We start from the raw sequence: 24,477 nt of genomic DNA on the forward strand, positions 1-24,477 counted from the left end.
AGATCGGGGCGGCGAAATTCGCCCGTGAGAATCGCGTGCCGTATTTCGGCATCTGCTACGGAATGCACGCGGCCGTGGTCGAATTCGCGCGCAACGTGGCCGGGCTCGAGGGCGCGAATTCGAGCGAGAACGATCGCGCCTGCAAGGACCCTGTCATTGCCCTGATCACCGAATGGACGACCAGCTCGGGGGATGTCGAGAAGCGCGACGAGAGTTCGGACCTCGGCGGCACCATGCGTCTCGGCGCGCAGGAGTGTCGGCTCAAGGCGGGAACGCTTGCGCGTGAACTGTACGGGCAGGATGTCGTGCGTGAGCGCCATCGTCATCGCTACGAATTCAACAACCGCTATCGGCAGAAGCTCGAGGATCTCGGTCTGGTCATTTCGGGCAAGTCGATGGACGACTTGCTGGTTGAAATGGTCGAGCTGGCCAATCATCCATGGTTCATCGCCTGCCAGGCGCATCCGGAATTCACTTCGACCCCGCGAGACGGGCATCCGCTGTTTGTCGGCTTCATTCGGGCCGCGCGTGAGTACAGGGCCGTACGCGAGGCGCCACCGGTGGACAGCGTTGTAGCGGCGAAGATCGGAGCCACCGCGTGAAACTTTGCGATTTCGAGGTTGGACTCGACAAGCCCCTGTTCCTGATCGCCGGTCCCTGCGTCATCGAATCCGAACAACTGGCTCTGGACACGGCCGGCACCCTCAAGGAGATCACGGCGCGTCTCGGCATTCCGTTCATCTACAAATCCAGTTTCGACAAGGCCAATCGAACCTCGATCAGTGGCCACCGCGGTCCCGGTTTCGAGGAAGGCCTGCGCATTCTTGCCGAGGTCAAGCGCCAGATCGGCGTGCCGGTGCTGACCGACGTGCACGAATACACGCCAATGGAGGAAGTCGCCGAAGTCGTTGACGTGCTGCAGACGCCCGCATTCCTCTGTCGGCAGACCGACTTCATCGTCAAGGCCTGCAGCGTCGGCCGTCCGGTCAACATCAAGAAGGGCCAGTTCCTTTCCCCGTGGGAGATGAAGCACGTCACCGAGAAGGCGAAGACGACCGGCAACCCGCAGCTCATGGTCTGCGAGCGCGGAGCCAGCTTCGGCTACAACAATCTCGTTTCGGACATGCGCTCTCTGGCGGTGATGCGCGACACCGGCTGTCCGGTCGTGTTCGACGTGACGCACTCCGTGCAGTTGCCGGGTGGAGCGGGTGGCAAATCCGGCGGCCAGCGCGAATTCGTGCCGGTACTGGCGCGCGCCGCAGTGGCCGTCGGCATCGCCGGGATCTTCATGGAAACCCATCCCGATCCGGACAAGGCGCTCAGCGATGGTCCGAATGCGTGGCCGCTTGGAAGGATGGAGGCCCTGCTTGAGTCCATCATCAGTCTGGATCGCGTGACGAAGAAGAACGGTTTCATCGAAGGCACCTGAAGATCCATCACATCGAACCGCGGAGAAAACAGCGACTCCATGAGCACGATCAGCAAGATTCACGCACGCGAGATTCTCGATTCACGGGGCAATCCGACTCTCGAAGCCGAAGTTACCCTGGCAGATGGTTCGTTTGGCCGGGCCATGGTTCCGTCCGGCGCATCGACCGGTTCGCGTGAAGCGGTCGAACTTCGCGACGGTGACAAGTCGCGCTATCTCGGCAAGGGCGTAAGGAATGCCGTAGCCAACGTCAACACGACGATTGCCCGAGCGCTGCAGGGCTTCGATGCCGCAGACCAACGCGGACTCGACGAGAAACTGGTCGCGCTGGATGGTTCGCCGAACAAGGGCAAGCTCGGGGCGAATGCACTGCTTGGCGTCTCGATGGCCAATGCGCACGCCGTTGCGGCCTCGCGCAAGCTGCCGCTGTGGAAGCACCTGGCTGGTGATCGCGCGCCGCAGTTGCCGGTGCCGATGATGAATATCGTCAATGGTGGCGCACATGCCGACAACAACGTCGACATGCAGGAGTTCATGGTGCTGCCAGTCGGATTGCCGAGCTTTGCCGAAGCCCTGCGTGCCGGCACCGAGATATTTCATGCGCTCAAGTCCGTGCTCAGGGGCCGCGGCCTGTCGACCGCCGTCGGTGACGAGGGTGGATTCGCGCCAAACCTCAAATCCAACGAGGAAGCGATCGAGACGATCCTCGAAGCCGTGAATCAGGCCGGCTATTCCTTGGGAAAGCACATCTGGCTCGGGCTCGACGTCGCAAGCTCGGAGTTCTTCAGGGATGGCGCCTATCACCTTGAAGGTGAAGGCAAGGTGTTCAGTCCGGAACAACTGATCGAGTTCTATGCAGACTGGTGTGCGAAGTATCCGATCATCACCATCGAGGATGGAATGGCCGAGGGCGACTGGGACGGCTGGAAGGCGTTGACCGAGCGCCTCGGCAAGACCGTGCAACTCGTGGGTGATGACCTGTTCGTGACCAATACCTCGATCTTCAGGGAAGGCATCGACAAGAACATTGCCAACGCGATCCTGATCAAGGTCAACCAGATCGGCACCCTGACCGAGACACTCGATGCGATCGCCATGGCCGAGGCCGCCCACTATGCCTCGGTGATATCGCATCGATCCGGCGAGACCGAAGATACGACCATTGCCGATCTCTCCGTGGCAAGCTCGGCGACGCAAATCAAGACGGGTTCGCTGTGTCGTTCGGATCGCGTGGCGAAGTACAACCAGCTGCTGCGCATCGAGGAGGCGCTTGGCGCTCAGGCGCGCTATGCCGGAGGCAAGGCTTTCCCGAACCTGCCCGACTTCAAGTGCTGATCAAGTCCTGAGCCGGATACCGCGATGCTGCGCTACGTCGCCCTCATTCTGCTGATCCTGCTCATCGCCTTGCAGGTCAAGCTCTGGGTCGGGCAAGGTGGCATGGCGGAAGTATGGCGCCTGGAAAAGGCTGTCGCGGCACAAAAGCGCGAGAACGACGAGCTGAGGGCACGCAACGACGCCCTGATCGCCGAAGTTGCCAACCTGAAGGACGGTGAGGAGGCCATTGAGGAACGCGCCCGATCAGAGCTCGGCTTGATCAAGCCTGGCGAGAAGTTCTACCAGGTCGTCGAACCGGCTGCAGCGAACGGGCAGAACGGCAACGATGAACACTGATGCCGGATTCTGGTGCGTCGTTCCCGCTGCCGGACGCGGCAGCCGCTTCGGTGCCGACCTGCCCAAGCAGTACATGCTCGTGGCCGGAAAGCCCCTGATTCAATGGACGCTGGAGCGACTTGCGGCGCATCCGCGCATCGCGGGCATTCTGGTAACACTTGCGCAATCCGATCCGTGTTGGGACGCCATGGGGCTTCGCTTGGACAAGCCGCTGTTGCGCGTCAACGGAGGCAATCAGCGTGCAGACTCCGTCTTGGCGGGATTGAGAGGCCTGCCCGAGAGCGTCGCCGACGGAGATTTCGTGCTCGTGCATGACGCTGCCCGACCTTGCATTCATCCGGGCGACATCGATGATCTGGTTGAGCGTGGCCTCGAGGCCGGCGGCGCGTTGCTCGCCGCGCCGCTGCGCGACACGTTGAAGCGCGCAGCCGAGGACTCTCGCGTGCAGGAAACCGAATCCCGCGATCACCGCTGGCGGGCAATGACGCCGCAGTTTTTCCGCAGAGGCGAGTTGCAGTCGGCACTCGAATCAGCGCAACGGCGTGGAGTCGCAATCAGCGATGAAGCCATGGCGATGGAGCAGGCAGGATTCAGGCCCATGCTGGTCGAAGGCAGGGAGGACAATATCAAGGTCACTACTCCTGCGGATTTGGCCATTGCGGAGTATCTTTTGCAACGAGAATAGGGAATGGAGAATGGGGAATGGGTCAACAGCCATGTCCCGTGATTTCCAATCTCCTTGCAGCATCGCTCGAGCCGATTTCAGTCAAGGCACAGAGTCGGCACGTAACATGTAATCTAATCATTCCCCATTCCCGGCTTTTCCCCCATGCGCATCGGTCAAGGTTTCGACGTACATGCTTTTGGTCCCGGCAACCATGTCGTGCTGGGTGGCGTGACGATCGCCCATGACCAGGGGCTGGTTGCGCATTCGGATGGTGACGTTGTCATCCATGCACTTTGCGATGCGCTGCTCGGCGCGATGGCGCTCGGCGACATCGGTCGTCATTTTCCGCCATCGGACGAGCGCTGGAGGAATGTCAGCAGTCGACATTTCCTGCTGCATTGCGCCGGATTGATGATCGAGAATGGCTATCTGCTGGCCAATGCGGATGTCACGGTGATCTGCGAGTCCCCAAAGATCGGTCCTCATGCCGTGGCCATGCGCGAAAATCTTGCAGCAGATCTGGGCTGTGTCCCGGGTGATGTCAACATCAAGGCAACAACAACGGAAAAGCTGGGATTCACGGGGCGCGGCGAGGGCATCGGCGCCATGGCCGTGGTACTGCTTGCGCGTCGCGGCAAGACGGCGCTCGAGACTCCCGAAAATCCCGACTTGCGCAGGCTTGTGGCGCGCATGGATCTGGACACGACGGAGTGAGCGAACCGGCTTTCGCACACGGTGGCCCACCGCTGCAGGGCTGCCTGCGCGCCACGGCCGAGGATTTCGAGGTAGAGGAGGTACTCGGATTCGAGCCGGATGGATCGGGCGAACACGTGTACCTGCGCATCGAGAAGCGCCTTGCCAACACCGAGTGGGTTGCTCGCCAGCTTGCCCATGCAGCATCGGTCCCGTTGATGTCGGTGGGATTCTCCGGACTGAAAGACCGTCACGCACTGACCCGGCAGACCTTTTCCGTCCACCTTCCCGGACGTGAGGGGCCGGACTGGACTGCGCTGGGCCTGGAAGGGGTGCGCGTACTCTCGGTCAGTCGACATTCGCGCAAGCTCAAGCGCGGGGTGCACCGGACCAATCGTTTTCGCATTCGTCTGACCGACTTGCAGGGAAGCCGCAGGGAGGCCTTAGCATGCCTGGACAGGATTGCCTTGCAGGGCGTACCCAACTATTTCGGCGAGCAGCGATTCGGTCACGATAATGGCAACCTGCGCGCTGCCACCGCGCTCTTCGCTGGCCAGCGCATGGGCCGCAGCCAGCGCGGTTTCGCCCTGTCCGCCGCGCGAGCCAGCATATTCAACGGCGTACTTTCGGAGAGAGTGGCCGAGGGTTCCTGGAACCGCGCGCTCGACGGCGACGTCTGGATGCTCGGTGGCACCCATTCGATATTCGGGCCTCAAGCCCTGGATCAGGCGCTGCAGCAGCGATTGCAGAGTTTCGACATCCACCCCACCGGCCCGCTTTGGGGGAAGGGACCGCTGCGCAGCACGGGCAAGGTGGCCGAAATCGAACGTGACGTGGCCATGGCGTCCGGCTTTGCCGCCGGTCTGGAGGCCGCCGAGCTACGACAGGAACGGCGCTCCCTGCGCCTCAGACCAGACCTATTCGACCCCAAATGGGAGTCTGACAATGCCCTGTGGTTGGCCTTTTCCCTGCCTTCAGGCTGTTTCGCCACTTCCGTGATCCGCGAGGTCTGCGCGACCTCGAGCCGAGTGAACATGCCCGGGAGTTGAACGCGCTGCAACGAATGCGCGGTCTGCTGCGTCCAATCCTCTGAGCAGACCGCTGGAACGGGTTCAGTGAGCTGACTCAGGGTTCAATTCTTGAGCGGGTGTCCCTGCGGTCCCCCGCTGGCATCTTCTGGAGGACAGCATGAAACAGATTCTCGTGTTGGGTTCAGTGGCCGTATCAGTGCTGTTAATGGCCGGATGTACGAGCAGCAGCAGTCGCTTCGTCAAACAGGACAAGTTCGAGATCGATCACGAATACGTGGCGGCGGTTTCCGAGGCCGGGCGCCAGATGGGCGTTCGCATCACGTGGGTCAATCCGCCGACCAAACGAGTCGTGGACGAGTCCGATATCAGTAACTAGGCATCGCCCGACGTGCTCGGGCAGATGGTCTCGGGATCAGGCAAGAACGGGCGCTCGGCCGGCCAAGGTTCAACCGTGGATCGATGAAGCACTGCCGTGGTTTCAGATCAGGGTTGCGTCTGGCAGGCCAGCGACAGACTCGGTTCGCCACCAACGAAGGGTGTGCAGACCTTCACGGGTAGGCCGCGAGTCCTGAACCTCTGGCTGATCACTTGCCGCGCAGAAGGACCAGGACCGCGCCGGTCCCGCCTTGTGCGGGCTTGGCTGAGGCGAAGGCGAGCACATCATCGCGCCTGCGCAGCAGTTGCTCGGTCATGCGTTTGACGACCGGGCCGCGTGCTGATGACCGTAGGCCCTTGCCGTGCACGATGCGGACGCAGAGTTCACGGTGATCGATCGCTTCGTCGAGGAATCCGGTGACGGCCTGGCGCGCAACGGCGACCGTCATCTGGTGCAGATCGATCTCTGATCGAATACTGAACTGTCCACGCCGAAGCTGTTTGAGCAGACCTTGCGGCTGACCCGGCTTGAGGTAGAGGATTTCATCGCCAAGCTCGACCAGCGCCGGATCGAAATCATGGCTGAGCAATTCATCGCGAACTCGGGCTTCGTCGAGTTCGAATTGATGCGCTCTGGGCAAAGGCCCGGGGATCCCCGGCGCCATTTCGGCCGCTTTCGCGAGCGGTCGCACCTTGCCAATCGCGCCCCTGAAGAGTTCGCGATCCCGATCTGCCACCTCAGCATCGGGTGGCTTGCGTCTGCGCGTAGAGCGCTGGCTGGCCATGGCGTCGTCTGGTCGTCTGGGCTTTCTGGCACGATTGCATGTGCCGCTCCAGCCTGCAAGTCCGCGCAGGCGGCCGTCCGTCCGCGCTGTATTCGACCGCAACTGCCTCAAGTTGTCGGGTCCTGCGCGTTCAGTGGATCGGTCCGATCCGGTATGATTTGCCATTCCCACTGGCTCAGAGCGCCAGCTGTTGCGCGTCGTGCGCGCGGCTTGCACCGGGTCACTCCGCAGGAAACAAGACATGCGTGTTCTGGTCAGCAATGACGACGGTGTCGAAGCGCCCGGCATTCTCGTGCTCGCGCGCCATCTGGCCGCAGTCGGCGAGGTCGTCGTGGTTGCTCCGGACAGGGACCGCTCCGGTGCAAGCAATTCCCTGACCCTGGATCAGCCGATCCGCGTAAAGCGTCTTGACGACGGCCGCTATCGGGTCACCGGCACGCCCAGCGACTGCGTCTACCTGGCCTTGACGGGCTTGCTTGATGCTGTCCCCGATATCGTGGTTTCCGGCATCAACAGCGCGGCCAACCTGGGCGACGATGTCATCTATTCCGGCACGGTATCAGCGGCCATGGAGGGTCGGTTTCTCGGTTTGCCTGCGATCGCCGTGTCGCTGGTCACGCGCGACCACAAGGGCGTCCACTACGAATCCGCCGCAAAGGCCGTCATGTTGCTGATGCGCAAGTTGCTGGTGGATCCGCTGCCTGCCGACACGATCCTCAACGTCAATGTTCCCGATCTGCCCTGGGAAGACATCAGGGGTCTGTCCGTTGCCCGCCTGGGGCGCCGCCATCGGGCACCGGGTTGCATCGAACAGATGGATCCTCGCGGAAGACCGATGTACTGGATTGGTCCGCCAGGGGAGTCCGAAGATGATGGCCCAGGTACCGATTTTCATGCGGTCCGCGACGGCTACGTTTCGATCACGCCCATCCATGTCGACCTCACGCGATACCAGGCGCTCGAGAAAGTCGGCGGCTGGGTCAGTTCGCTGAGCATGGAAAGTCACGCCGCATGAATCCGGGGCGCATATTTTCCAATACGGGTGGGAGTCGATGAGCAGGTTTGCAACCAAATTCCTGAGGCCGGGGTCTCGGCATGACTTCGCAGCGCGCGCGACCGCCTGATCGACCGGTTGGTGGAGGAAGGCATCAAGGACAGGCGCGTGCTTGATGTGTTGCGACAGTTGCCACGCCATCTTTTCATTGACGAGGCTTTGGCCACGCGCGCCTACGAAGACACGGCCTTGCCGATCGGGCAGGGTCAGACGATCTCCCAGCCTTATGTCGTCGCGCGCATGAGCGAAGTACTGATCGAGGGCACGCTGCCCAAACGCGTGCTCGAAGTCGGCACTGGCTCAGGCTACCAGTGCGCGGTTCTGGCCAGTCTGGTGGAGCAGGTCTACACCGTGGAGCGCATCGATGAATTGCTGCGCAATGCGCGCAGGCGCTTTCGCAAACTCGGCATGAGCAATATCCGTTCCCGGCACGACGATGGCCGGCTTGGCTGGCCGGATGAAGCGCCCTTCGACGCCATCATGGTCACGGCGGCTGGTGCGGATCTGGAAGATGCCCTGCTCGGTCAACTCGCGCCGAATGGCGTACTCGTGGCGCCGGTGGGTCCGCCGGGTCGCCAGCAACTCCTGCGCGTTCGCGCCAGTGAGGATGGCTGGCAGCGGGAAATTCTTGCAGCGGTGAGCTTCGTTCCACTTCTCGGAGGTGTTGCTTGATCGGATATCGCGGCAGCGCAGGGAGTACGCACGCTTGAAGTTGTTCAAACCGCTTTATGAGCGCGCACTCAAATGGTCGATGCATCCTCGCGCCGAACCCGTCCTCGCCGGCTTGAGTTTCATCGAGGCGATCATTTTCCCTGTGATGCCCGAGGTGATGCTCGGCCCGATGGTATTGGCGAGACCCGAAAGATGGTTTCGCTTCGCCACGGTCAGTCTCTTTTTTTCCGTGCTCGGAGCCCTGGTGGGCTATGCCCTGGGCCACTACGCGTTTGAACTGGCACGGCCCTTGCTGGATTCTCTGGGCTGGCTGGAGCGCATTGACCGACAGGTGGCCGAATTGCGCGAAATTGCCGCGCAGAGTCCATGGTCGGCATTCTGGTTGCTGGTACTGGCGGGATTCCTTCCGATTCCGCTGAAGATTTTCACCTGGGCGTCAGGCATCGTCGGTGTGCCACTGCTACCCTACGTGGCAAGCATGATCGTCGGACGTGGCAAGCGGGTATATCTGCTTGCAGGTGTCATTCGACTGGCCGGGCCGCGCGCCGAAGCGGCCCTGCATCGCTGGATCGAATGGATAGGCTGGGCTGTGGTCGGCGCCTTGATTCTTGCCATCATCTACTTCAAGTTCATACGATAAGTGATTGAATTAAAAGATACTATGTGCAGGCACGTTTTCCTTGCCCTGATGACCGTGCTGGTCCTTGGCGCCTGCGCATCCACGCCGCCTGCGCCCGTCGACGACCTCAGTGAGGGGCGACGGACGAGCACACATGGATCGACAGGGCGTTCCGTGCCGGCTGGCAGCTACAAGGTCCGACGTGGAGACACTCTGTACAGCATTGCCTTCCGCAATGGTCTGGACTACAGGGATGTCGCCCGTGCAAACGGCATTGGCCCGCCCTACACCATCTATGTTGGCCAGGTGATCCGTCTCGACGGCCGTTCCGGCGCAAGTCGGGCTTCGGCCTCGGCCAGCAAACCGCGCTCCGCTCCGAAATCGCCATCGCCGCAAAGGCCATCAACTTCACCGAAAAAGCCGGCGACATCGGCCGCGGCAGCCAGCAATCCTGCTCCGGCACCAACGCAGACTGCACCGGCACCGGCGGCCCAGGCGCCGAGACCCGTCTCCGCAAGCCCCGCCGCAACCGCGTCGAATGCAGGCATCAGCTGGCGCTGGCCGGCGAGCGGCAGCCTGATCACGGGTTACATCGCGGGAGACCAGACTCGCCAGGGTATCAATATCGCGGGCAAGGCCGGCGATCCGGTGCGTTCGGCCGCCGACGGCGAAGTCGTCTACAGTGGCAACGGACTGATCGGCTATGGTGAGCTCATCATCGTCAAGCACAGCACTACCATGCTGTCCGCCTATGGGCACAATCGGCGCCGCCTTGTGCAAGAGGGAGACACGGTCAAGGCAGGGCAGCAGATCGCCGAAATGGGTTCTTCCAGCGCCAGTCGCGACATGCTGCATTTTGAAATCCGCAAGAATGGAAAGCCTGTCGATCCGCTCGCCTACCTGCCAGGCAAGTAAGGTGGGCGACCGTACCGATCGAGGCGAGGCTCGGATCGCGCGGCACCGCCGTCCTGATGCCTGCCTGCGCGCGGATTCCGGCCGGAGATGTCCCGGGTCCGGTTCGCTGGTGGCTTGATTGACGACCATGAATCCTGAACAGACCACGCTCGCGACCGCCGCTGAACCTGAAGTCGAGGAGGTGCTTGAACTTCTCGATGCGATCGAACCGGTCGACGAGGAGGTTCGAAGCTCGACCGGCGCCTATCTCAACGAGATTGGGCTGATACCGCTGCTTTGCGCCGAAGAGGAATGGGCGCTGGCCGAGCGCATCCAGCGCGGCGACGCTGAGGCCAGGCGCAGCCTGATCGAGTCCAACCTGCGACTGGTAGTGACCGTGGCGCGTGGCTATGTCGGCAGGGGCGTACCGCTGATGGACCTGATAGAAGAGGGCAACATCGGTCTGATCCGTGCCGTGGAGAAATTCGAACCGGAACGCCGCCTGCGCTTCTCGACCTATGCCATGTGGTGGATTCGGCACGGTGTCCAGCATGCACTGTCGCACCAGGGGCGCACGGTGCGGATACCCGTTCATGTACTTCGCGAGCTTGCGCAGATCCTGAAGGCCAATCGCGAAATGACGGCCAGGCTGGGTCGCGCGCCGAGCCTGGACGAGCTGGCTGCGGCAGTCGACAAGCGGACTCAGGATGTCGCGGAACTGTTCCGCGTGAACGAGCACATCAGCTCGCTCGACGCGCCAATGTCGGAGGGAGACGATCGTTCGATGATCGACCAGCTTGTCGATGAAGACGAGCCCGGCACAGCCAGCCCGGCGGAAGGTTTCGGCAACGGCCAGTTGCAGGGTTGGCTGGAAGCGCTGATTCCGCGCCAGAGACTGGTGGTCGAACGTCGGTTCGGCCTGAACGGCGAGCCTGTCCACTCGCTGGCGGATATTGCAGCCGACTTCGGGGTTTCGCGGGAGCGGGTCCGCCAGATTCAGGAGGAAGCACTGAAGCGATTGCGTCAGCTTTCAAAACACGCTCAAGCGTCCTGACTGGCGCTAGGGCAACGCTGATCAAGTGGCGCAATCGTCACGACACCTGTCTGCGTGCAGATCGCGGCGCGCTGACGCAGATGGACTGGACGTCCTTCAAGGCAGCGCAACAAGGAGCTGCGCGCAGACAGGTGTCGCCCAACTGGTTGGTTTTCAATGGAAAGGGTGGTGTGCAGAAGGTCCGCCAGTCGCACCGCGCGGCTCGTCAAGGCCACCAGCCTTCACTTCGCCACGCAGCACGACTGGCGAACCTTCTGCACACCATGACGGTTGTGCCACTTGATCAGCGTTGCCCTAGGATGAAGGCGGCCACTACGCGGCGGCCTTCAGCGGCCAGCAGATTGTAGGTGCGGGCGGCGGCAGCGTTGTCCATCACTTCAACGCCAATACCGTCGCGCAGAAGCGGCAGCAGAACCTTCCGATCTGGGAATCGCTGGCGGTTGCCGGAGCCGAGAATCACGACTTCCGGCCCTGTTGCCCGAATAGCCTGAATGGCTGTCTCGTCGAGGCTGCCCACATCCGCTGCCGACCAGCACTCGATCACCTGATCGGGGGCCAGCACGAAGCTGCTGCGAAGTTCGCGGTCGATGACCACAATGGCGTCGGGCCTGACCGCCCGGACAAAGAAGTAGCCTTCGGGGCGGTCGTGAATCAGTTGCATGAGATGGCCAGGCTACCTGGGAAGTGGCAATTTCGGTTCTTTTTCATTGCGTCTCCAGAGTGTGGCGGTATGTCCGATGATCTGGACCACCTCGGCACTTGAATCCCTTGTCAGGGCGTCGATCTGGGCGGCGCGTTCCGCCTTGTCGCCGCCCGAGAGCCGGACCTTGATCAGCTCGTGATGGTCCAGTGCCTGGCCCAACTCGGTGAGGAGATTGGGTGTGACGCCCTTCTGGCCAAGCATGACCACGGGGCTCAGGGAATGGGCAAGACCGCGCAAATAGCGCTTCTGGAATGAGGTAAGAGGCATGAACGGAGTCCGAATGCGGATGGGTGGCCGGCGGCAATCAGCGGCTTTCAGGGTATTATGCGGTCATTCTCAACGCTGACAAACGCGCAATGCGCGTAGTGACTACGCCGTGGCGCGAAGCAAATCCAGTTCCCGCTGGCTCCAGGAGCATTTCAGCGACCCCTTTGTGAAGCGTGCCCAGGTCGAGGGCTGGCGCTCCAGAGCGGTGTTCAAGCTCGATGAGCTGATCGAGCGCGACAAGCTTCTGAAGCCGGGCATGCTGGTCGTCGACCTGGGCGCTGCTCCCGGCGGATGGTCGCAGATGGTTCGCGAACGACTCGGTGACGCAGGGCGAGTCGTGGCACTGGATATCCTGCCCATGCAGGGAATCGGTGGAGTGGAATTCGTTCTGGGCGATTTTCGCGAGAACAGCGTGCTTGAGCGGCTTGAGGAATTGCTTGCCGGAGCGGCCGTTGATCTTGTGCTTTCCGACATGGCCCCCAACATGAGCGGTGTGGCTGCTGTCGATCAGGACCGATCGATGGCACTGGCCGAACTGGCTGCCGATTTTGCCGGCAACCACCTGAGGCAAGGTGGGTCGTTCCTGACCAAGCTGTTCCAGGGTCAGGGACTCGACGAATACGTACGACGCTTGCGTGAACAGTACGCGCAGGTCAGCATCCGCAAGCCCAAGGCGTCACGGGCGCGCAGCAACGAGGTTTACGCATTGGCAACCGGCAAGAAGCCCTGACCGGACGGCGCATGCACGAGGAATCTGGATTACGATGAATGACATGGCAAAGACTCTGCTGCTCTGGGTGGTTATCGCCGTCGTATTGTTGACGGTGTTTCAGAGCTTCAACCCGCGCGCGGCATCCATAAAGGATGTGCCGTACTCGGAATTCATGCAGGCGGTGCGCGACAACCGCGTCGAGGAAGTCCTCGTGCACAACGATGGACGCACGGTCGAAGCCAAGCTTCAGGACGGCAGCAACGTACGCACGACCCTGATCGTCACCGAGCAATCGATGTCGGATATCGAGAAGGGCGTGACCAAGGTCAAGGTGGAGGCGACCGATCCACCGATGCCGCTGGTCCTGCGCCTGCTGTTCGACTGGCTGCCGATCATCATCTTCATCGGCATTCTCTTCTACTTCATGCGCCAGATGCAGGCCGGCGCAGGTGGCCGCGGGGCCATGTCGTTCGGGCGCTCGCGCGCCAAGCTGCAAGGTGAAGATCAGGTCAAGATCACCTTCGCCGACGTGGCCGGCTGCGACGAGGCCAAGGAGGAGGTCTCGGAACTGGTCGAGTTTCTGCGTGACCCGTCCAAATTCACCAAGCTGGGTGGAAAGATTCCGCGCGGCGTGCTCATGGTCGGTTCGCCCGGTACCGGCAAGACGCTGCTGGCCAAGGCCATCGCTGGCGAAGCCAAGGTGCCGTTCTTCTCGATTTCGGGTTCCGACTTCGTCGAAATGTTTGTCGGCGTTGGTGCAGCTCGCGTGCGCGACATGTTCGAGCAAGCCAAGAAGCATGCGCCCTGCATCATCTTCATCGACGAAATCGACGCCGTCGGTCGCCATCGCGGCGCCGGCCTCGGTGGCGGGCATGACGAGCGCGAGCAGACCCTCAACCAGCTGCTGGTCGAAATGGACGGTTTCGAAGGCAGTGAGGGTGTCATCGTCATCGCTGCCACCAACCGTCCTGACGTGCTCGACCCGGCCCTGCTGCGACCGGGCCGTTTCGATCGCCAGGTGGTCGTGCCCTTGCCGGACCTGAAAGGACGCGAGCAGATCCTCAAGGTGCACATGCGCAAGGTGCCGCTGTCGAGCAATGTCGAGCCGTTGACCATCGCCCGTGGAACCCCGGGTTTCTCGGGCGCCGATCTTGCCAACCTCGTCAACGAGGCGGCCCTGTTCGCTGCGCGAGGCAACTCGCGCGACGTCAGCATGCAGGATTTCGAGCGTGCCAAGGACAAGATCATGATGGGTGCCGAGCGCCGATCGATGATCATGAGCGACGAGGAAAAGAAACTGACTGCCTATCACGAGGCCGGTCATGCCATTGTCGGCTTGTCCGTGCCGGAACACGATCCCGTGCACAAGGTCACGATCATTCCGCGTGGCCGGGCGCTGGGCGTGACCATGTTTCTTCCAGAGACGGATCGCTACAGTCATTCCAAGAGTTCACTCGATAGCCGCCTCGCGAGCCTCTATGGCGGACGTGTCGCCGAGGAGCTGATATTCGGCGACGACAAGGTCACTACCGGTGCCTCGAACGATATCCAGCGTGCAACCCAGCTTGCGCGTGACATGGTGACCAAGTACGGACTGTCCGAGGAACTCGGGCCGATGACCTACACCGATGAGGAGGATGAAGTCTTCCTGGGTCGATCGGTGACCCAGCATAAACACGTATCGGAAGCGACCGCGCGGCGCATTGACGAGGTCGTTCGCGCGGTCATCGACCGTGCCTATGAACGCGCGCGCGAAATCCTTACCCGTGAGAGTTCCAAGCTTGAGTCCATGGCGCAGGCCTTGCTCCAGTACGAAACGATTGACCGCGAGATGATTGCAGCGATCATGGAAGGCCGCGAACCGGATCCGCCGAAGGACTGGACAAGTGATTCCGACAAGCGTGGCAGCGGTGGCGGCGCCAGCAGCGGCGGCAGTGGCGAGAGTCCGATTGGCGGACCGGCAACGCAGTCGCGCAGTACCCCCAATCCCTGACAAACCTGTTCGAACCCTGATAAAAAGGCCGCCTTGAGGGCGGCCTTTTTCTTGTCGGGAGCACGACGATGTTTTCTCCGGTACTCGATTGCAGGGGCAGGGAACTGGTCCTGGACCGCCCGCGCATCTGCGGCATCGTCAATATGACGCCGGACTCGTTCTCGGATGGCGGGAAATTTCTCGATCCGCAAGCCGCGATCGAGCACGCATTGCTGCTCGTGGAGCAGGGCGCCGACCTGATCGATTTCGGCGCGGAATCAACGCGGCCGGGTGCCGTTCCGGTGGCGGCGAAGGAACAGATCGAACGGATCGTTCCGGTCATTGAAGCGGTTGCTGCACGCACCCGTGTCCCCGTGTCGATTGATACTTCGGATGCCGACGTGATGCGCGCCGGCGTGGCCGCCGGCGCCGGCATGATCAACGACGTGCGCGCGTTGCGCGGCGAGGGCGCGCTGGAGGTTGCGGCAGAATCCGGTGCAGTCGTTTGCCTCATGCACATGCAGGGCGAGCCACGCAGCATGCAGGAGGCGCCGCAGTACGATGATGTGGTTGGCGAGGTCCATCGCTTTCTGTCGGACCGCGTATTCGCGTGTCAGTTGGCGGGCATCGACAAGAAGCGCATTGTCGTCGATCCCGGCTTCGGTTTCGGCAAGCTTCTGGCACACAATCTCGCGTTGCTGGCGAGCCTTGAGCGTTTTGCCGAGATCGCACCAGTACTGGCCGGTCTTTCGAGAAAGTCCATGATCGGCGAGATCACCGGTCGCAAGCGGGTGGGGGACCGCCTCCCCGGTTCAGTCGCAGCGGCCCTGATCTCCGTTCAGCGCGGTGCATCCATCGTGCGCGTCCATGACGTTGCCGAGACACGTGATGCGCTCGCTGTCTGGCAGGCGATGCCCGAACAGCCAGTACAAAGGGGCGCAGCCAGGACCCCGGCCAGTGTTTGGGACGATGATTGACCCCGGCCGGGTAGCCAACGCCTTGAAATATCACGAGTTCGAACATGGACGTGGGCACCGGCCGCCGGTTTGCGATTTAATGGGGGCTCGGAATTCTCCGATGGGCCGAGGCTTCGCCCATATTGAGCCGAGGACACAGCGATGAAACTGTTCAATCCATTCCTTGCGACGGTACTACTCGTGGTCGGTTCCGCAGGCAACGCCGCGGAGAACTGGCAACCCTACGTGCAGAACAACGGCACCCTGGCCGGCGTACAGCCGATCGACGCCATGATGGTGGTTGATTGCCTGCTTCCCGGTCAGATGCGTCGATCCGGCGCCATGTCCTACATGGGGCCGCGTCTGCCGGTGAAGACGACTGCCCAGCTCTGCGCGATGCGCGGTGGTGAATATGTCGCCTATGACCGCGCGAGCCTCGAGAACAGCCTTGCCGTGTGGATGGAGAAGGCCAAGGGTGGCGATGCGCAGGCACAGTTCTATGTTGGCCAGATTTACGAGAAGGGCATGGATACGGCGCCCGACTACGCGAAAGCGGCCGAGTGGTACAAGAAGGCCGCCGCTTCCGGATCGAACGAAGCCAAGCTGTCGCTGGCTGCGATGATGGAAAGCGGGCATGGCATGCCCGTCGATACCACGGCCGCCGTCAACCTCTACCGCGAAGCCATGGGTATCAAGGGACAGGACCTGATATCGCAAGAGGAGGCCGACGCGAGGGTCGCCGAGGTCGAACGACGCAATGCGCAGTTGCGCAGCGAGCTGGCCATGCAGCGTTCCGAAGCCGATGCGCAGGTGAACCAGCTGCAAGCGCAGGTGGCTGCGCTGAAGAGCGCCAACGCAAGTCAGCAGAGCGACGCGAAAAAGATGGCTGCGCTCGAACGCTCGCTCAAGGAGGCCATGCAGCAGCGCGCCGAAGTGGACAAGAAGCTCGCCGATGCGGAATCGAGCGTGCAGGACGGCACCGAAAATCTGGCCCAGACGCGCAGCGTTCCGGCGCCGCTTGTCTCCGGCACTTCGGCGGCGCCCATCGCCGCCAGGGGCGTCAAGTTCGGCAAGTACCATGCCCTGATCATCGGCGTTCAGAACTACATCAGCTACGACCCGCTGAAAACGCCGATCAGCGATGCCAAGGCTATCGCGAACGTGCTCGAAGACCGCTATGGATTCGAGACCACGACGCTGCTGGATGCGGATTTCTCTTCCATTGTCGGCGGCATTGTCGATCTGTCGACCAAGATTGGCCCTGACGACAACGTACTCATCTACTTTGCCGGGCACGGCATTCTCAATGCGGCGCAGCGCGGATTCTGGTTGCCGCTGGATGCCCAGCAGAGTGAGCGCAGCCCGGCCCTGCCAACCGAAACGCTGGCGGAATTTCTGGCCATGTTCAAGGCACGCAGTGTGCTGGTCATCGCCGATTCGTGCTTTGGCAGCGCATTGTCGGGTTCGGTGGGCAGCTATACCGGCGGCCCGGCCGAGTACAAGGAGGGCATTCCGAGCGGCTACATGAATCGCAAGGCCCGCTATGTGCTTTCATCCGGCGGCCTGAGCCCGGTGCTCGACCAGGCCGGCGACGGTCACTCGGTGTTCGCCTCGGCACTGCTCAAGGTGCTGCGCGAAAACGACCGCATCCTGACTCAGACCGGACTCGAACGCGCCCTGGTCGGCCCGGTACAGGCCAGTTCGAGAAAGATTGGCATCGCCCAGACACCCGACCTCAAGAAGGTCCGTGAGGCCGGTGATGCCGGCGGCGCCTTTTTCCTGGTACCGCGCAGCGTGCCCGACAAGGGCTAGGGGTATATCCTTCAGACCGACCTGAAAAGAGAGTTGGGTCGCACTATTCGACCAGGGAGCCGCTGACGTGCTCGCCCGTGCAAACCGGCCCACCTGGTCCGGATCCTGCGATCCGAGGCCCGGTTCAGATTGACAGAATGGCCCGGTGCCGAGCAGCGCAAGGCGCCGGGGCCAGACACTATTCACGAAAAGTACAGACGGGGAAAATCATGGAATCTGAGCTCAGGAATTTCAGGCCGACGGCATCGCCAGGCGCCAGAGTCGTCGGAGCGCTGACCACGATTGCGCTGCTTGCTTCCACGACCGCTCTCGCGCAGGTGCCGCCAGCGGCCCGGGTCGGCATCAGCATAAACGCGCCCGCCCGGCCCCTGCAGCCCGAGGGCTCCACCCAGCTTGTCGTCCGGGTTGAAAATTCCGGAGCGGGCCAGCCGGTCGGCAGTCGCCTGCTGGTTCCTGTCGCCAACGGATTGTCCACGCAGACCTGGACCTGCGTGGCCCACGCGGGCGCCAGCTGTGCTTCTCCCTCGGGTAGCGGTGCCGTGGACCAGTCGCTGGACGGACTGCAGGCCGGTGGCTGGATCGAGTACATCCTGGCTGCTGACGTCTCGAACAGCGCTCCGGCCTTCGTCACCATCGAGGCCAGCGCAACCGCTGCAGCCTCGAGCGGCTGTGCCGATGGTCAGACCCAGCCTTGCCGGTCGCTGCTGAGTCTGCCGACCGGTCCGAGCCTGTCGCTCGGGGTCGACTCGGAATCGCTGGCCCTTCAGCCTGGCGGTCAGGTCGGCTACACCATCACTGCGCGCAGCGAGGGCAGTCATTCCAGCACCAGTGGAAGCGTGCTGCGCGTACCGGTGCCGAATGGCCTCAGCAACAGCCGCTGGACTTGCAGCTCGAGTGTGGGGGCCTGCGCTGCCTCCAGTGGCAGTGGTCCGATCGCGCAGCTACTCGGCGATTTTTCGGGCGCCGAGGTCAGCTTTCGGGTCAACGCGACAGTTGCTTCTGCGCCTCCGGTCACGATTGTCCAGGCCGCCGCAATTACGCCTCCGTACGGAGGCAGTTGCGCGCGGACCGACACAGCCGTGCCGACGTTCTCCGCTGCACCCTGTGTTGCGCGCAAGTCGCTGGCCACGAGGGCACTGATCTTCGCCAGTCGTACAGCCGACTACAGTATCGATGGTCTGGCTGTCGAGAATCGATTCGTCCTCGAGAACCGCGGTGCCAACGCCAGTGGTAGCCGGATCATGCTCGACATGCCGAGTGGAGTTGCCGGCCTGACCTGGTCCTGCACCGGGTTCGGGGCGACCTGTCCACAAGCCACGGGCAGTGGTCCGATTGACCAGACGATTGCCTCCTGGCCGGCCTCGGGCATCCTGCACTATGACGTTGTTGCACATCGCCAAAGCACTCAGGAGATTCTTTCCGATCGACGCATTTCGATCATCCCTCCAGCGCTCGGACGCTGTGGCGCGGCCGAACTCGCGCCGCCATGTCAGGCAGTGGACAGAGCAAGAGTCGAGAATGGTTACCTGCGACTCTCGCAGGGCGCGGATCGGGTCGGCGCCTCGTCAGGCGATGAACTGAAACTCACGGTCGTTCTCGGGAATGCGTCGAGCGAGTCGACAGCCCGGGATCTCGTGCTGGACATCCCATTGCCCGTCGGTATCGAGGCGATCACGTCCTGGACCTGCGACGCGGCTGGAACGCCCGCGCAGTGCCCGATTGCATCTGGCAGCGGTGCCATTCATCAGCGCATCGCCGATCTGCCGCCCTCTTCGAGCCTGGTCTATTCGCTGCTGGCTCGTGTTGGCCAGTCGCCGCCAGTGACAATCATCAGCGAGGCGCGTGTTGCCGCGCCGGCCGCGGCGAGTCTTGGTTGCTCGGGTGAAAACGGATCGGCGGGGCCGTGCATTGCGACTGCGGAAATATCCAGCGTACCCGTCCTTGCGCTTGCCCAGTCGAAGCTGGCCGGCACCCTGGCCGCGGGCGGTGCTGCCGCCTACTCTCTGGAAATCTTCAATTTCGGCGCGGACGCGTCGAATGTACGCATCGACAATACTCTTCCGCCCGGATTCGCTTCGGCGTCATGGATCTGCACGGGTCTCGGCGTCGGCTGTCCCATGGCAAGTGGCGAAGGCAAGGTCGCTACGACACTCGCACGGATGCCGGCCAATTCCGGCCTGTCGTATCAGGTCGCCGGGCGCTTCTCCAACAGTCCCCCGGACACGGTTTCCAATTTGCTGATGGCAGCACCCACGTCGGCGGGTCGCTGCCACAACAACGCTTCGGCCCCACTTACCGCGATTCCCTGTGTTGACCGAACGGAAACCGGCACGTTGCCGCTGCTCCAGGTTACGCAGACCTCCGTGGAGCACCAGGGCCTGATCGGTGGGGTCGCCAATTTTCTGGTGACTCTCAAGAATCTGGGCAGTCTCGCCAGCGGCGCGCTGCTGGACTTGCCATTGCCAGCGGGCATCCAGCACTTCGATTGGACCTGCACGGGATTCGCCGGCGCAGTCTGCCCAAGAGAATCTGCAAGCGGTTCTCTCGAGGAGGCGATCGGCGCACTGCCGTCCAACGGTTCCTTGAGCTACGCGATCAGAGCCCAGGTCGAGCAGGGAGCAACGGGCAGCATCAACAGCATTGCCACGGTCACGCCACCGGCCGGCGGTCGCTGTGCCGGAGAGGAATGCGCCGCAGTTGCCGCGCTGCCACTCGCAGCCGTACCTGCCGCCCATCTGGACGTCTCGATGAGCTCGACCAGGGCCTGGGCACCGCCGGGTTCGGCGCCTGTCTGGATCATTGACATCCGCAACCTCGGCACGGAAATCGCCACCGCGTTCCATGTGGGCAATCCGATCCCGGCGGTGGGGCTTTCGATCATCGGCTGGACATGTGCCGGCGTCGAATGTCCGGCTGCCGAGGGCGCCGGTCCCATCAGCCAGGTTGTCGGTTCACTGGCTGTCTACGATCCGGCCAGCGATGACGAGCAAGTAGCACCCGGCCGCATCGTATTCACGGTTACAGGCCAGCTCGGCGGGAGTCCCGGGACCGAGGCGAAACTGGCCGCCGTGCTGACCCCGGCGGATGGCGATACCTGCGCACCCGTCAGCTGTCAGGCCGAGTTGCCCTTGCCGACCGATCTGCGCGGCGGAGCCGAGGTGATCATAGATTTGCAGGCCGATACCTTCACGGCAATACCGAACAGCACGATCAACTACACTTTTTCAATCTCCGTCAACAGCGGCCTCGGCCCGATCGACGTGCCGGCCTTCAGCATCGAATCACCGGAGATCGCCACTTCGACCTGGACCTGTCTGGCAACTGGCGGCGCGACATGTCCTTCGCCGAGTGGCTCGGGACCGATAAACGAACTCCTGACGGGGATGCCGGACGCATCGACGGTTACCTACTCGATCGCCGCGCAGACCGGCAGCAACGTGCAACCTTCGGTCGACTACCAGGTAGGAGTGAACATCACTTCACCGCTCTTGTGCTCGCCACTCAGTTGCACGATTCTGCTGTCCATTCCCGGCGAGGACCAGCTCACACTGACCATGGATGCGGATGTTTCCGCGGTACTACCCGGCTCCGCGGTGCAGTACACCTACCGCGTCGAGAACACCGGCGGTGGCGACCAGTTCGGCATCGAGCTGTTTACGCTTGAGCCACCCGAAGTCGTCTCGTCGACGTGGACCTGCGTGGCCACCGGCGGTGCCAACTGCAGCCCGTCTGGCAATGGCCCGGTGACCGACCTGATCAGTTCCATCCCGATCGGCTCGAGCATTACCTACACCATCGACGCCATCTTCGCTTCCACACTGCCTGCTTCCGTCGACTTCCAGGGTGGTGCGACATTCGGCGGCCAGGGGGACAATGTGGCGGCACCCCAGGGCGTGCTCGGTTGCGTGCCGGTCAGTTGCATCGTCACGCTCTCCCTGCCGACCGGTGGCGCGACACCACCGACCATCAGTTTGAGCAAGACAGCCAACCAGACCAGCCTCGAACCCGGGGGGACGGTCAGGTACAACATCGTCGTGGCGAATACAGGCAGTGTCGATGGCGGGAACTTCCAGCTGACCGATGCCATTCCTGCGGGACTGGATTCCTTCTCGTGGACCTGCACTTCGACCGGTCAGGGGGGGTGTTCGAACCCCGGCGGAACCGGAGCCATCGACGAATATGTCGAGTTCCTGCCGGCTGGCGGGTCGCTCAATTTCGTCGTCGATGCGGTCGTTTCGAACAATGCCTCGGGTACGGTCAGAAACCTCGCTTCGCTGGTTCCTTTCGACCCGATCATCTGCGTGCCGGTCAGTTGTTCGGTGGCATCCTCGCTGCCGGTCGGTCAGCCTGCGAGCCTGGATGTCAGCAAGACCGCCATGCCGGCTTCCGGCATTTCCGTCGGAGCCGGCTTGCCGATCAGCTGGACACTGCGTGCGAACAACTCAGGTGGCGCGACGCTCGGCGAAGTCACGCTCGTTGACCGGATTCCGACCAATGTGAGCAATGTCAGCGTAGTGCCCGGTACCGGAGCAAGCTGCAACTCGCTGAACCCGCAACCGGGTGCCAACCTGATATGCACGATCGCCGCAGGGTTCACCGGCGAGCGCACGGTCGATATCAGTGCGACTGTATCGGCCGACGCGACCGGGACCGTGACCAACACGGTCGATGCCAGTGGATCGGATGGACCCGTCTGCAGTTCCTGCACCGTGGTCAATCCAATCGCGACGGGTATCGATGCCGGCATCGCAAATGCCCGACCGTTCTCCGCGGGCGGTCTGTCGGGCACCCTGATCGACATCGTCAACATGGCAGAAGTCACCGCACAGGCCGCCACGGTCATCGTGACGCCGTCGTCATCGCTCAGCTTCCTGGCACCTTTCGCGAGCGGATGCACAGCCTCGGCGGGAACAGGCGACAGTGTCGTGGTCAACTGCCCGAATCCACCGAGCACGCAAGGCGTGCAGTGCTCGGCCAATCTCTGTGGAATCGACAGCCTGCCGCAGAACACGGCGGTGACGCTGTTCGTGGCAACAATCCCCGGTTCATCAGTGACGGTGCGACTCAGCGTGCCGGGTGACGCCGATCAATCCGACAACACCATTGTCCTTCCGATTGGGGGTACGCCATGAGCAATCTTCTCAATCAGCGCGCGCTGTCGCCGTGGAGTCCACGCCTTGGAGGGGTACTGTTGGCCTTCGCGATTGCGATGCCTGCGCAGGCCTGGGCCTACCAGGAGCTGGTTGTCGTTCGAAAATCCGGCCAGACATCCAGCTACGTCACTGCAGCCAAGAACACCGCCGCGGCCGGCGCTGCCTGCAGCGACCAGAGTGTGGCATTTGCGTTCACGGTAGAGCCGAGGGAAGGATCTACCCTGGAGCTCGAGCGTGGTGCGGACAATTCAGCCGATATTGTCCTCGACGTCACCGTGACCTGCTCGACCCTGGAAGGATCGGCGGTTGTTCCATTCGACGCCCAGGGCGGCACGGCGGTCAGCGGCGTCGATTACATCGCGACACCCGGCGTTGCCTTGCTCAATCTGGGCGACGCAGCGGGAGGCGGATCGGCGGCGCCGGTACCTGCAACCGTCCATGTCGAATTGATAGGCAGCGGTCAGACAGAATCCCAGACCCTGACCGTAGTCCGCACCGAAGGATCTTTCCAGGGAATCTTCCCGGACGGCACGCCGATCGTAGGTTCGATCCCGGGTAGTTCCGCTGCGATCGTGAACATCACGATTTCCGGGCAGGTCACGATCGAGGATGGAGAGAATACCTTGCCCCGTTCCGATACGGCGGCTGACCAGGTGGCGGGTCCAACCACCCAGTTCTGCGGTTCCGGTGGGGGTGGCTCGGGCAGTTCCGGATGTTCGGCAACCCAGGCTGCCGCGGATCTTGTGGCAAATCCCGATGCGCCGCTGGAAGTGCGAACGGCGGCCGGAATTGTCCTGCAGAACAACTTGCTTGCGATCGCGCCGGACGAGACTACCTCGATCGCCTTCGTCGCACCGCTCATGGCCAGCGGGCAGTCCAACAATCTGACCGAGCGCCTGGCGCAACTGCGCAGCTCGGATCAGGGCGGCACGATCAACGCTACCGGCCTCACCTTCATGAACAATGGCCTGCCGGTCTCGGTTGGCAATCTCGCCACGCTATTGACCGTGGATGACGAGGAATCGGCCAGGAACGAGGAGCGGCGCACACTGCTCGGTGGCACCCGGCTGGGGCTTTGGCTGAACGGTACGCTGGGGTCCAGTGAAACCGATCGACGCGAAGGCAACTCGGCATTCGATACCGACACGTGGAACCTGACCGGTGGTGTGGACTACCGATTCACCGATCAGTTCTTCGGTGGTGTCGCACTCGGCTACACGAGCCTCGAAGGGGACTACGCATTCAACCAGGGCAGTCTGGATGCGGACGCCACGACGGTCTATCTGTATTCGGGCTATTCGCTGCCGAACGGGCTCAGCTTTGATGGCTCGTTCAGCTACATGCGGACCGACTACAAGCAGAAGCGCGTGATCGAGCTGTACGAATTGAACGCTGCGGGAACCGGATTCCAGTCCCTGGGACGCGATATCGCCAGTGGTGACCAGACGGTGGACCAATACGGCGTCAATTTCGGCGTGACCTACACGATCATGCGAGGAGCATGGACCATTGCACCGCAAGCGCAGTTCTCGTACTTGCGTACCGAATACGATGCATTCCAGGAAACGGGACCGTCGGACTTCAATCTCAGCTACCTCAGCCGCAGCAACAGCGGCCAGATTTTCTCGATAGGCGGCTATTTCGATCGCACCTTCGCGACAAGTGTCGGTGCCTTCAGGCCCTATCTGCGGGCCTTCTACTACGCGGACAACAGCGGGTCGTCCAAGGATCTGCAAGGCTACTTCGTGGAAGCAGGTGCGGATGGAAGCCTGGTGCCGCTTTCCCTTTCGATGCTGGAGCCGGACACTCGCTACGGAACGGCCGAACTGGGACTCGGGTTCAGCCGACCGATCGGCACACGAACGGTTGATTTCAATTTTGGCTATATGCAGACCTTCAGTTTCCAGGACTTCAACCGCTGGCAGGTGCGACTCGACGTAAGGATTCCGTTGTGAGCC

Annotated in this window: 19 protein-coding genes and 3 pseudogenes; 19 read left to right on the forward strand and 3 right to left on the reverse strand. The window is 62.3% G+C overall.

What is annotated here, in order from left to right; all coding sequences use genetic code 11:
- From pyrG to R3F00_RS15010, 8 genes and pseudogenes are all read left to right on the forward strand, one after another.
- Positions 1-602: pseudogene (gene pyrG, locus R3F00_RS14975) on the forward strand (CTP synthetase); the annotation flags it as partial.
- Positions 599-1,429, forward strand: coding sequence for a 3-deoxy-8-phosphooctulonate synthase (gene kdsA / locus R3F00_RS14980; RefSeq protein ID WP_371282610.1), 831 nt, complete (start codon positions 599-601; stop codon positions 1,427-1,429). The pseudogene pyrG and the gene kdsA, both read left to right, overlap by 4 nt.
- Before the next feature lie 39 nt (positions 1,430-1,468).
- Positions 1,469-2,764, forward strand: a complete 1,296-nt coding sequence (gene eno, locus R3F00_RS14985; RefSeq protein ID WP_371282611.1) for a phosphopyruvate hydratase — start codon at positions 1,469-1,471, stop codon at positions 2,762-2,764.
- Positions 2,765-2,788: 24 nt separating this feature from the next.
- The gene (ftsB, locus tag R3F00_RS14990; RefSeq protein ID WP_371282612.1) at positions 2,789-3,100 is read left to right on the forward strand and encodes a cell division protein FtsB; all 312 of its coding nucleotides are present in this window, start codon (positions 2,789-2,791) and stop codon (positions 3,098-3,100) included.
- Positions 3,090-3,785: a 2-C-methyl-D-erythritol 4-phosphate cytidylyltransferase gene (gene ispD, locus R3F00_RS14995; protein WP_371282613.1), complete on the forward strand. Its 696-nt coding sequence runs from the start codon at positions 3,090-3,092 to the stop codon at positions 3,783-3,785. The genes ftsB and ispD overlap by 11 nt, the downstream gene beginning before the upstream one ends.
- Before the next feature lie 144 nt (positions 3,786-3,929).
- Positions 3,930-4,397, forward strand: a pseudogene (ispF, locus tag R3F00_RS15000) (2-C-methyl-D-erythritol 2,4-cyclodiphosphate synthase); the annotation flags it as partial.
- A gap of 80 nt (positions 4,398-4,477) precedes the next feature.
- Positions 4,478-5,509, forward strand: a complete 1,032-nt coding sequence (gene truD, locus R3F00_RS15005) for a tRNA pseudouridine(13) synthase TruD (RefSeq protein WP_371282614.1) — start codon at positions 4,478-4,480, stop codon at positions 5,507-5,509.
- Positions 5,510-5,648: 139 nt separating this feature from the next.
- A complete protein-coding gene (locus R3F00_RS15010; protein WP_371282615.1) occupies positions 5,649-5,867 on the forward strand; it encodes a hypothetical protein in 219 nt (72 codons plus the stop codon).
- Between the two features lie 208 nt (positions 5,868-6,075).
- Here R3F00_RS15010 and R3F00_RS15015 read toward each other — a convergent pair whose 3' ends face one another.
- Positions 6,076-6,651: a Smr/MutS family protein gene (locus R3F00_RS15015; protein WP_371282616.1), complete on the reverse strand. Its 576-nt coding sequence runs from the start codon at positions 6,649-6,651 to the stop codon at positions 6,076-6,078.
- Between the two features lie 241 nt (positions 6,652-6,892).
- Here R3F00_RS15015 and surE point away from each other — a divergent pair, with 241 nt between their 5' ends.
- The 5 genes and pseudogenes from surE to R3F00_RS15040 all read left to right on the forward strand — a co-directional run bounded on the left by surE (position 6,893) and on the right by R3F00_RS15040 (position 10,944).
- Entirely contained in the window at positions 6,893-7,666 is a 774-nt protein-coding gene (gene surE / locus R3F00_RS15020) for a 5'/3'-nucleotidase SurE (RefSeq protein ID WP_371282617.1), read from the forward strand.
- 80 nt (positions 7,667-7,746) lie between these two features.
- A pseudogene (locus R3F00_RS15025) lies at positions 7,747-8,377 on the forward strand (protein-L-isoaspartate(D-aspartate) O-methyltransferase).
- Between the two features lie 34 nt (positions 8,378-8,411).
- Complete coding sequence (locus R3F00_RS15030) at positions 8,412-9,017, forward strand: YqaA family protein (RefSeq protein ID WP_371282618.1); 606 nt, start codon at positions 8,412-8,414, stop codon at positions 9,015-9,017.
- A gap of 21 nt (positions 9,018-9,038) precedes the next feature.
- Entirely contained in the window at positions 9,039-9,911 is an 873-nt protein-coding gene (locus tag R3F00_RS15035; protein WP_371282619.1) for a peptidoglycan DD-metalloendopeptidase family protein, read from the forward strand.
- Between the two features lie 127 nt (positions 9,912-10,038).
- The gene (locus tag R3F00_RS15040; protein WP_371282620.1) at positions 10,039-10,944 is read left to right on the forward strand and encodes an RNA polymerase sigma factor RpoD/SigA; all 906 of its coding nucleotides are present in this window, start codon (positions 10,039-10,041) and stop codon (positions 10,942-10,944) included.
- A 283-nt stretch (positions 10,945-11,227) separates the two neighbouring features.
- Here the strand turns inward: R3F00_RS15040 and R3F00_RS15045 are convergent, their stop codons facing one another.
- Entirely contained in the window at positions 11,228-11,605 is a 378-nt protein-coding gene (locus R3F00_RS15045) for an Mth938-like domain-containing protein (RefSeq protein ID WP_371282621.1), read from the reverse strand.
- A 12-nt stretch (positions 11,606-11,617) separates the two neighbouring features.
- Positions 11,618-11,914 carry a ribosome assembly RNA-binding protein YhbY gene (yhbY, locus tag R3F00_RS15050; RefSeq protein ID WP_371282622.1) on the reverse strand — a complete coding sequence of 99 codons (297 nt, stop codon included), beginning with the start codon at positions 11,912-11,914 and terminating at the stop codon, positions 11,618-11,620.
- 109 nt (positions 11,915-12,023) lie between these two features.
- On the opposite strand from yhbY, the gene rlmE reads away from it, so the two are divergent.
- The 6 genes from rlmE to R3F00_RS15080 all read left to right on the forward strand — a co-directional run bounded on the left by rlmE (position 12,024) and on the right by R3F00_RS15080 (position 24,474).
- Complete coding sequence (gene rlmE, locus R3F00_RS15055; RefSeq protein WP_371282623.1) at positions 12,024-12,644, forward strand: 23S rRNA (uridine(2552)-2'-O)-methyltransferase RlmE; 621 nt, start codon at positions 12,024-12,026, stop codon at positions 12,642-12,644.
- 34 nt (positions 12,645-12,678) lie between these two features.
- Positions 12,679-14,619 carry an ATP-dependent zinc metalloprotease FtsH gene (gene ftsH / locus R3F00_RS15060; protein ID WP_371282624.1) on the forward strand — a complete coding sequence of 647 codons (1,941 nt, stop codon included), beginning with the start codon at positions 12,679-12,681 and terminating at the stop codon, positions 14,617-14,619.
- Positions 14,620-14,687: 68 nt separating this feature from the next.
- Positions 14,688-15,575 (forward strand): dihydropteroate synthase, encoded by an 888-nt coding sequence (gene folP / locus R3F00_RS15065; protein WP_371282625.1) that lies wholly within the window; start codon positions 14,688-14,690, stop codon positions 15,573-15,575.
- Positions 15,576-15,716: 141 nt separating this feature from the next.
- The gene (locus R3F00_RS15070; protein WP_371282626.1) at positions 15,717-17,366 is read left to right on the forward strand and encodes a caspase family protein; all 1,650 of its coding nucleotides are present in this window, start codon (positions 15,717-15,719) and stop codon (positions 17,364-17,366) included.
- 209 nt (positions 17,367-17,575) lie between these two features.
- The gene (locus tag R3F00_RS15075) at positions 17,576-22,498 is read left to right on the forward strand and encodes a hypothetical protein (RefSeq protein ID WP_371282627.1); all 4,923 of its coding nucleotides are present in this window, start codon (positions 17,576-17,578) and stop codon (positions 22,496-22,498) included.
- Positions 22,495-24,474, forward strand: coding sequence for an autotransporter outer membrane beta-barrel domain-containing protein (locus R3F00_RS15080; RefSeq protein WP_371282628.1), 1,980 nt, complete (start codon positions 22,495-22,497; stop codon positions 24,472-24,474). The genes R3F00_RS15075 and R3F00_RS15080 overlap by 4 nt, the downstream gene beginning before the upstream one ends.
- Positions 24,475-24,477 lie beyond the last annotated feature (3 nt).

Origin of the sequence: Dokdonella sp. (genome assembly GCF_041395345.1) — a bacterium.
In the GTDB taxonomy this organism is placed as follows: Bacteria; Pseudomonadota; Gammaproteobacteria; order Xanthomonadales; family Rhodanobacteraceae; genus Dokdonella.